We start from the raw sequence: 6,784 nt of genomic DNA, 5'->3' as shown, positions 1-6,784 counted from the left end.
CGGCGGAAAAGCAGCCGGTGACCCTCACCGCCCAGATTACCGAGAACGGCATGACCATCCCGGAGGGACTGGTCTGGCGCATCTTCGACACCAGGACCGACACCTCGGGGGAACTGGCGCTCGCCGCCAAGTCGGAGGAGGCCACCGCCCATCTCGAGCTTGTCCCCGGCGAGTACGTCATCCACGTCGCCTACGGTCGGGCGCAGGCCAGCGACACGCTGGAAGTGGTCGAAGGCGAGAACAAGAAAGCCATCGTGCTCGACGCCGGCGCCATGCGCCTCAATGCGGCGGTGACCGGGGATGTCTCGATCCCCATCAATCTGTTGCGCTTCGACATCTTCACCTCGGGCAATGAAGGCGACCGCGTCATGGTGGCCCAGAACCTTTCACCCAACGATATCGTCACCCTCAATGCCGGGACCTATCACGTCGTTTCCTATTTCGGCGACGTCAATGCTGTGGTGCGGGCCGATCTGCGCGTCGAGCCCGGGCAGATGACCGAGGCGACGCTGTATCACCGGGCGGCGCAGGTCACGTTCAAGCTGGTCACCGAAAGCGGCGGCGAGGCCATAGCCGACGTCGAATGGACAGTGAAGACGGCCGGCGGCGCGACCGTCTACTCAGAAATCGGCGCGTTCCCCGCCACCGTCCTCGCCGAGGGCGACTACCTCGTCCTCGCCAAGCGGGGCGAGACCGTCTACAACCGCGCCTTCCAGGTCCAGCCGGGGGCTGGCCAGGAGGTGGAGGTGCTGACGACCGTCTACTGATCGTCGCGCCGCCCCGCCTTCGCTCCCGTCATCGGCGTTCTCAGCGCGGCCGGGAAATGCTATAAAAATCCCAGCTGGAACCCTTGCCACAAATGGCCCAACCCGACAGACGTCTGGTTCCGATAGTCTCGCTCGACGTGGTGGGCTACTCCCGCCTCGTGCAGCGCAGCGAACGGCAGACCCTGCGCCTCGTGCAGCGGGTCTACGAGCGACTGATCGCGCGCACGATCGGCGAGCAGGGGGGCAAGGTCTTCAAGACCATGGGCGATGGCCTGCTGGCCGAGTTCAACAGCGTCGTCGCCGCCGTGCAGTGGACGGCGGACCTGCAACGCGAGATCCACGAGCGCCGCATCAAGGCGCCGGGCGGCGGGCTGTTCCAGATCCGGGCCGGCATCGTGCTCGCCGACGTGCTGGTGGCAGGCGGCGACCTCTACGGCAGCGGCATCAACATGGCGGTGCGCGTGCAGAGCCACGCCCCCCCGGGCGGCATGTGCATCACCAAATGGATGTACCAGTATCTCGAGGGCGCCACCGACCTCAGCTTCACCGACCTCGGGCCCACCGAGCTCAAGAACATCGCCAAGACCGTGCGCATCTATGCCTGGCACCCGGACGGCCCGGTGCGCAAGCCGGCGAAGGAACAGGCCGCCCTGCCGGCCCTGCCCTCCAACCGGCCCTCGGTCGCGGTGCTGCCGTTCGACAATATGTCGGGCGAGGCGGACCAATCCTATTTCGCCGATGCCGTGGTCGAGGAAATCACCAACACGCTGTCGCGGGTGAAGGACTTCTTCGTCATCGCCCGCAATTCCGCATTTGCCTACAAGGGGCGCGGCGCCACCGACGTGCGCCAGATCGGGCGCGAGCTGGGCGTGCGCTACATCGTCGAAGGGTCGGTGCGCCGTGTCGGCGAGCGCGTCCGCATCACGGCGCAACTGGTCGAGGCCGAAAGCGCCAGCCATATCTGGTCCAACAAGATCGACGGCGCCGTCGGCGACCTGTTCGACCTGCAGGACCGCATGGCCGCGGAGGTGGCGAGCGCCATCCAGCCCTCGATCCGCCGCGCCGAGATCGAGCGCGCCCGCTCGAAGCGCCCGGACAACCTCGCCGCCTACGACCTGGTGATGCGGGCGTTCCCGCACCTGTGGGCGCATCGCCCCGCCGACAACGCCGAAGCCATCGCCCTGCTCACCCGCGCGCTCGACCTCGAGCCCGACTACGGTCTTGCCGCCGCCCTCGCCGCGTGGGCGCACGGCCAGCAGGTGGCGTACAACTGGACCACCGACGTCGAGCACGAGCGCCGCACCGCCCAGAAGCTGCTGGAGCAGGCGGTGCTGAGCGTGCACGACGATCCCACGGCGCTCACCGCGCTGGCCTCGGCGATGATGCAGCTGGGCGGCGACGTGGCGCAGGCGGCCGCCCTCGCCGACCAGGCCCTGGCGCTCGATTCCAACCACGCCTGGGCGTGGATGCGGCGGGGCTTCGGCCAGGTCTATCTCGGCAATCCGGAAGAGGGCCTCGTGGCGTTCGAGCGCTCCGCCCGGCTGTCGCCGATGGATCCGTTCGCCTTCAACGTCCACCTCGGCATGGGTCTCGCCCATTTCGCGGCCGGCCGCCCGCAGGACTCCATCCGGCTGGCGCGCAAGGCCCTGGCGGAGCGGCCCGGCCTCAACTGGCCGTATCGCGACCTGGCCGTCTACCAGGCGCATGCCGGCGACCTCGATGCGGCACGCGAAGCGCTCCGCCTCTTCCTGCACCAGCACCCGGGAGTTACTCTGCAATGGGTGGGCGACACCTTGCGCTTCATGGAGCCCACCCTGCTCGGCAAGTACCTGCGCGGGCTGCAGCTCGCCGGGCTGCAGTAGGGCCGGAACCGGCCGCGACCCCGCGAGTTTGCCGTCCGAGACACCCACGAACCAGGAGGCCGCCATGGATGCCCCGATCGAGATCACCTTCCGCCGCTTCGAGCCCAATGACCGCATCCGCGCCAAGATCGACGAACTCATCGGGCAACTGGAGAAATACGAGGGCCAGATCATCTCGGGGCGGGTCGTCATCGACGGCCAGAACCGGCGGGGGTTGAAGACGGTGGTCTCGATCCGCGTCGAACTGAACTACCCGGGCGGCTCGGCGCTGGGCCGGCGCGAAGCCGACCTGCCCCAGCCGGCAGGGCAGCGCGGCTTCGACAACGCCCTGACCGAGGCGTTCCACACCGCAGCCGAACAGTTGCGCAGCCACTTCGCCAAGGTCAGGCCGCAGGAGACCAACCAGCTCGAGCACCAGCCGGTGCACGGCCGCATCGGACGCCTCAACAAGGACGTGCGCAACGGCTTCGTCGAAATCCCGGACGGCGCCAGCCTGTTCTTCTCCGAAGCCGTGCTGCAGGGCGATTTCGACGCGCTGGCGGTCGGCGAAGAGGTGCTGGTGACGCAGGCGGAGGCCGAGAGCCCCTACGGGCCGCAGGCCTCGATGGTCAAGCCGATCAGCCCGCTGACCTGATCACGCCGAGGGCGGCAGCTCGACGACCACCTCACCGGAGACCGGGTCCGTCACCCCGAGGCCGCCGCCCAGATCCTCGAGCATGTCGCGGAAGCCGTCGAGCATGGCGATCATCTGCGGCCGCGCGGCGACGATGTCGTCGAAACTGTTCCAGTTGCCGATGAAGCAATAGGTGCGATCGCCGGTCTTGACGAGGGAACCGCCGGCAAAACCCGGGAAGTTCCGCGCCGGGCGGTGGGCCGCGACGAAGGCTTCCTCCTGGCCCGGCTTTACCCTGAAGCGAACGATATTGCAGGCACGCATTTCGGCCTCCATCGCTGGATCTGTCGCTTGGCTCGGCCATCCGCCCCGCGGAGGCCCGCCGGTGGGTTCGCTGCCCCGCCGGGGCCCGGCCCACTTGCGCAATTTAACACAATAGTCACGGGTTCCGCGTCAGTTTTCGCTCACCAGGGGATGGCAGTTTTCCGGCCCCGACGGACGCGCGGCGCCGCCGTCGCGCGGCCGGCTCAAGGCCAAGGTAGTTCAGGTGGATATTCGGCTCGACAAGCGTCTTTCGCCACGACGCAACACGATGATCAAGGCGCAGATCGTCTTCGCCGGCGGCAACCGGCGGGTGGACTGCATCATCCGCAACCTCTCGGACGGCGGCGCGAAGCTGGAAGTGGCGTCGGTGGGAGGCATCCCGCAGACCTTCGACCTCATCGCCCCCGACCATCGCCCGCATTCGTGCCGGGTCGCCTGGCGCGCCCTCAAGGAGTTGGGCGTGCAGTTCCTGAGCTGAGCCGCGTTCCCGCCACCGGGGCGTGAAGCTGTCCGGCGCGCCGGCGACTTCCCCCCACGGGCGTCATCCTCGCGCTTGTCGCAAGGACCCGGACTCGCACCCAGGCGGTACGCAACCGCGCTTCCTTGGGTCCTCGGGCCGCGCTGCGCGCCCCCCGACCGTGCCGTCGGGAGTCCTCCCCTACTGCGCGACAGAGGAGTCCCGGCCGAGGGGCAGCAGTCGGCCGGCCGCCCGCAGGGATGGACGCTACGGCTCCGAGGAGCGACTAGTGCTGCGTGACGCCGCTCAGTTCGCGCGCGATGTGCTCCCACTCGGCGGAGACGCTGGCGGTGGCGCGCTTGCGGCCGGCGCGCCGGTACCAGTAGTCGGCGTTGCCCATGTCGGCTTCGATCCAGTGCAGCAGCGCATGCACCCAGTCGAACTCGAACACGCCTTCCTGCATCTGCACGATGGCGTGCGCCTGCTCCCATTCGGGACCCATGCGCAGGCCACCCTTCCGGGCCCACCAGAGCGCCTGGAGCGGCTTGGACATGTCCTTGGGGGGAGCCGACCAGTCCAGGGTCGTGAAAACATCGGCCATGGAGCCAATCCTCTTGAACGAAACCGCCGGCCGGGCCGGAAGGTCAACCAGTCTCAGTTTGCGCATGGGCGGCAAATAGTGCCGAAAGCGGCACGCTTCAAGCGGTTTGAGTCGACAGCGGCGGTCACCACCACTGCCTCGGGGAAAAGTCGAGCCCGGCGCTGCGCTCGATGACGCGACCGGCGGCGAACAGGGTTTCCTCGTCGAACGGCCGGCCGATCAGTTGCAGGCCGAGCGGCAGCCCGCGCGCGTCCTTGCCGGCGGGGACGGCAAGGCCCGGCAGGCCGGCCATGTTCACGGTCACGGTGAAGACGTCGTTGAGGTACATCTTGACCGGGTCGGCCCGCATGTCCTCGTCGCCGATGCCGAACGCGGCCGACGGCGTCGCCGGCGTCAGGATGGCGTCGATGCCGTCGGCGAACGCCGCCTCGAAATCGCGCTTGATCAGCGTGCGGACCTTCTGCGCGCGGACGTAGTAGGCATCGTAGTAGCCCGCCGACAGCACGTAGGTGCCGATCATCACCCGGCGCTTCACCTCGCGGCCGAAGCCCTTGGCGCGGGTGAGTTCGTACATGTCGGTGATGTCCTTGCCGGCAACCCTGAGGCCATACTTGACGCCGTCGTAGCGGGCGAGGTTGGACGAGGCCTCGGCGGGGGCGATGATGTAGTAGGTCGGCAGCGCATAGCGCGTGTGCGGCAGCGAGATGTCGCGCACCGTCGCCCCCTCGGCCTTGAGCCAGGCGATGCCCTGCTGCCAGAGCCGCTCGATTTCCTCCGGCATGCCGTCCATGCGGTATTCGCGCGGGATGCCGATGGTGAGGCCCTTGACGCCGCGCTCGACGGCGGCGGCGAAATCCGGCACGGCGAGTTCGGCGCTCGTCGAATCCTTCGGATCGAACCCGGCCATCGAGGTGAGCAGGATGGCCGCGTCCTCGACCGTGCGGGCAAGCGGGCCGGCCTGGTCGAGCGAGGAGGCGAAGGCGACGATGCCCCAGCGCGAGCAGCGTCCGTAGGTCGGCTTGATGCCGACGGTGCCGGTGAAGGCGGCCGGCTGGCGGATCGACCCGCCGGTATCGGTCGCCGTGGCGCCGGCGCACAGCCAGGCCGAGACCGCTGCCGCCGACCCGCCCGAGGAGCCGCCGGGAACGAGATTGGCGTTGGAATCCTCGGCGCGCCACGGGTTGATCACCGGGCCGTAGTACGAGGTCTCGTTGGACGAGCCCATGGCGAACTCGTCCATGTTGAGCTTGCCCAGCATGACGGCGCCGTCACGCCACAGATTGGCGGTGACGGTGGATTCGTATTCCGGCTTGAAGCCGTCGAGGATGTGGCTCGCCGCCTGGGTATGGACGCCCTTGGTGCCGAACAGATCCTTGATGCCGAGCGGGATGCCGTCGAGCGGCCGGGCGTCGCCGGCGGCACGGCGCTCGTCGCTGGCGTTGGCCATGGCACGCGCCTCGTGCGCCGTGACGGCGACGTAGGCATTGAGCTTGGGGTTGGCCCGCTCGATCGCGGCCAGATAGGCCTCGGTCAGTTCGACGGCGGAGAACTGCTTGTCGGCGAGACCCCGGCGGGCAGCGGCAAGCGACAGCTTGGTCAGTTCGGTCAAGGCGCGGATCTTTCTGTTCGGCGGCCGGTGTCAGGCGCTACATAGCGGCAAGCGCGGCCCGGACAAAGGGGCATGCCCCCGGCCCGGTCGCTCGTGCCACGGCTATTCCACGACCTTGGGCACCATGAAGAAATTGTCCTCGGAGAGCGGCGCGTTGGCGACGATCTTCTCCGCATAGCCGCCATCGGTGACCGTGTCGGCGCGGCGGCGCAGTTGCATCGGGGCGACCGACGTCATCGGCTCGACGCCGCTCACGTCGACTTCGCCCAGTTGCTCGACGAAGCCGAGGATGACGTTCAGTTCCTCGCGGTACTGCTCGACTTCGGACTCCTCGATGCGGATGCGCGCAAGGCTTCCGATTCGCTTGACGGTGGCGGCGTCGACCGACATGGCATGCTCCAGGCGAGACGGTTTCCGCCGCATGTAGCAATGCGGCGCATGGAAATCCAATGTTTTCGGCACGCCGGCGGGCGTCAGGCCTCGAGCGCCAGGCCGGGTTCGAGCGCCACCAGCGCGGCGCCGGCGAGGCTGTCGCGGGGAGCGGCGAACAC

Annotated in this window: 8 protein-coding genes; 4 read left to right on the top strand and 4 right to left on the bottom strand. The window is 68.4% G+C overall.

Features of this window, described 5'->3' with window-relative positions:
- From VGD93_RS09205 to VGD93_RS09195, 3 genes are all read left to right on the top strand, one after another.
- Positions 1–767: hypothetical protein (locus tag VGD93_RS09205; RefSeq protein WP_395011344.1), on the top strand; the 767-nt coding region annotated here is incomplete at its 5' end.
- 92 nt (positions 768–859) lie between these two features.
- On the top strand, positions 860–2,629 hold the full coding sequence (locus VGD93_RS09200; RefSeq protein ID WP_395011342.1) for an adenylate/guanylate cyclase domain-containing protein: 1,770 nt from the start codon (positions 860–862) through the stop codon (positions 2,627–2,629).
- A gap of 64 nt (positions 2,630–2,693) precedes the next feature.
- Positions 2,694–3,263 (top strand): HPF/RaiA family ribosome-associated protein, encoded by a 570-nt coding sequence (locus VGD93_RS09195; protein ID WP_395011340.1) that lies wholly within the window; start codon positions 2,694–2,696, stop codon positions 3,261–3,263.
- On the opposite strand, the gene VGD93_RS09190 is transcribed toward VGD93_RS09195, so the two are convergent.
- The gene (locus tag VGD93_RS09190) at positions 3,264–3,566 is read right to left on the bottom strand and encodes a DUF718 domain-containing protein (RefSeq protein ID WP_395011338.1); all 303 of its coding nucleotides are present in this window, start codon (positions 3,564–3,566) and stop codon (positions 3,264–3,266) included.
- A gap of 223 nt (positions 3,567–3,789) precedes the next feature.
- On the opposite strand from VGD93_RS09190, the gene VGD93_RS09185 reads away from it, so the two are divergent.
- Positions 3,790–4,044, top strand: coding sequence for a PilZ domain-containing protein (locus tag VGD93_RS09185; RefSeq protein WP_395011337.1), 255 nt, complete (start codon positions 3,790–3,792; stop codon positions 4,042–4,044).
- Between the two features lie 265 nt (positions 4,045–4,309).
- Here VGD93_RS09185 and VGD93_RS09180 read toward each other — a convergent pair whose 3' ends face one another.
- The 3 genes from VGD93_RS09180 to gatC form a co-directional block, all read right to left on the bottom strand.
- The gene (locus VGD93_RS09180) at positions 4,310–4,624 is read right to left on the bottom strand and encodes a hypothetical protein (protein WP_395011335.1); all 315 of its coding nucleotides are present in this window, start codon (positions 4,622–4,624) and stop codon (positions 4,310–4,312) included.
- A 124-nt stretch (positions 4,625–4,748) separates the two neighbouring features.
- Positions 4,749–6,233, bottom strand: a complete 1,485-nt coding sequence (gatA, locus tag VGD93_RS09175) for an Asp-tRNA(Asn)/Glu-tRNA(Gln) amidotransferase subunit GatA (RefSeq protein WP_395011333.1) — start codon at positions 6,231–6,233, stop codon at positions 4,749–4,751.
- A gap of 102 nt (positions 6,234–6,335) precedes the next feature.
- On the bottom strand, positions 6,336–6,623 hold the full coding sequence (gatC, locus tag VGD93_RS09170) for an Asp-tRNA(Asn)/Glu-tRNA(Gln) amidotransferase subunit GatC (RefSeq protein WP_395011331.1): 288 nt from the start codon (positions 6,621–6,623) through the stop codon (positions 6,336–6,338).
- Positions 6,624–6,784: the final 161 nt, after the last annotated feature.

Source organism: Devosia sp., assembly GCF_036406155.1.
Taxonomy (GTDB): Bacteria; Pseudomonadota; Alphaproteobacteria; order Rhizobiales; family Devosiaceae; genus Devosia_A.
This window is presented reverse-complemented; position numbering and strand designations above follow the sequence as displayed.